The 2,240-nt window shown below is 39.2% G+C and carries 1 protein-coding gene; it reads left to right on the top strand.

Going from position 1 to position 2,240, the window contains the following annotated elements:
- Window positions 1-321 precede the first annotated feature (321 nt).
- Window positions 322-2,004 carry an AarF/UbiB family protein gene (locus tag AKL11_RS00245; protein ID WP_067514429.1) on the top strand — a complete coding sequence of 561 codons (1,683 nt, stop codon included), beginning with the start codon at window positions 322-324 and terminating at the stop codon, window positions 2,002-2,004.
- The last annotated feature ends 236 nt before the right edge of the window (window positions 2,005-2,240 follow it).

Raw genomic sequence — 2,240 nt, 5'->3', positions numbered from 1 at the left:
AGAGAATCACTGTTTCAAGGCATCTTTAAGCGAAAGGCCTGAAATCATGGGTTTATACTCTTTTCAGGCTCATTTTGGGATTGGAAAATACTCATCAGTTAATTAATAACATCAAATAAATCGTGCTTCATCCTATTGAAATAAAACTGTGGATGAAGCACTTTCATAGCAATATCCAAACTCATTTACCCATCATTATAAATACTCTGCACCGCCCCCAATTGAACTATCTCTGAAATTCTGAGTCCTATTATTTAATTAACTCCTATTTATTTTAATTTGATTATCAAGCCCAACTTTCCAAGAGGTTAAATTCACAATATGTTATCTCATGCTCCAATAAACACGGCTACATATAGCCAATTACCACAGAATGAAGCTGAAATCAAGGACGCTGCAACGGTCAAATTAAAGCCTATTGCAAATCATTTAGCGCCCAGCTTTGACCCTGCTGAAGTACCTGCTGACAAACTAATTAAGGGTAGAAAACCCCGCACATTATCGTCCATTGAATGGCTTGGGAGTGCGATTAAAAATGGGGTTTATACCTTTATTCGAGAAATAAAGATTATGGGGATTTTTATCAGCATCTGGTGGAATAATGCGAGTATCGATAGCATCAAAAAAGCAGCCGCCGATTCCCAGGGCGGCATCATTGTAAAAGCTATACAGTTTGCGTGCAGCTCACAAGAAATAGGCCGTAGTATTTTTGGTAATAATTGTCAGAAATTTATGACTGCTTTATCCCATGTCACCACCAGCAACGAGCCTATGTCACTTAAGGAGCTTGAACATTGTCTTAAAGAAGCAAATATTCCTTACGACCCATCTAAACTGGATAAACGGGTAAACCTCGGCACTGGGTCAATAGGGGAAGTCAATGAGATTATATTAAAAAATGGAGGAAAGCAGGTCGTTAAATTTGTAAGCCCCTCCAGTGAAATACGTGTACATTCAGACCTGAAGGTACTGCGATTTGTGATGAGTTTACTCTCTTTCTTTAAACCCGATATTGTTAAAGATGGCACTAAAAATGCCTTTTTTGAATTCTTTGATAGCATCAAAGAAGAATTAGACTTGGTAAATGAAGCTCAGAAAACTCAAAAACAAGCGCAGGCTTTCAATGCTATCAAATCGAACCACCTCTATCACATAACCAACAATGAACTCCCTGATTGCGCCAAGAGCTTGCCCGATCCAGTACCCGCCACTGGCATAGAATTCCATCATCCAGAAACAGGTCATCACTTGGTAAATATTCCTATTGAATTTAAAGTTCCAAAAATTTCTGGGCAGTACACAACCCTCCACACACTATCAATGGATAAAATCCATGGCGTCACCTTAAGTGAAAATGATCAATGTCATCTTCGTAACATTGCAGCCAAACTCTTGAATGTCAATCCAGACAAATTTACTGATGAACAATTAACAGCGTTTCGATATCTTTTAAAACGGACTGTATTTCAACAATGGGTATACTGTTACTCACAGACAGGCTTCTTTAATGCTGATATGCATGATGGCAATGTCATGGTTGCTGTCGAAAACGGAAAGCTGTGTATTTACTTTATTGACTTGGGTAACGCTCAAAGAGTCTCCAGAGAAACGGTTAAAGCCACCTACACAATACTTGGAGCTCTGGCAAATCTGCGTTATGCAGAAAAGAAATCCAGCCAGGAAGATCGGTTTGCAAATATTGTCATCGGAAACCTTAAGATCATGGGTAATTATACAAACAATGCAAACTGGGAAAAGCTAAAAGAAGATATCAAAACTCACATGAAAGACGGCGGTCGCTATGCATCTATAGAAAAAAGTGTTACTGATACCTTTGACTTGGCTTATCCATGCGGCATTAAAGTACCCAAAGAAATTACCGCCCTCTTCAGAGCCCAGATATTAATTGACTCTCAATACAAATCATTGAGCGAAGAAGCTCTAAAGAAGGCTTCTTTCTCTTTACTGAAAACGTTACAACAGAATCCCCCCGGTACAGCATAAAGCTGATGCCCATACGTCCGCCGGACCATTGAGTACACCAGCTAGACCAACACTCCAAAAAGTCTACGGTTAAATCAACACAGTATTTATGTAAAAAAAGAGTATGTAAAAAAGGGCATGTTATTCATGCCCTTTTTTGAACGCTAGGAGCCTGTCGGACTTAGAACAACTTTTGAGTATAATACCCGCAAGATCGTAAAAGACAGCCAGCCAATGAACAAATGGACTTTCAGACC

The sequence above is a fragment of the Endozoicomonas ascidiicola genome, from assembly GCF_001646945.1.
Classification (GTDB): Bacteria; Pseudomonadota; Gammaproteobacteria; order Pseudomonadales; family Endozoicomonadaceae; genus Endozoicomonas; species Endozoicomonas ascidiicola.
This window is presented reverse-complemented; position numbering and strand designations above follow the sequence as displayed.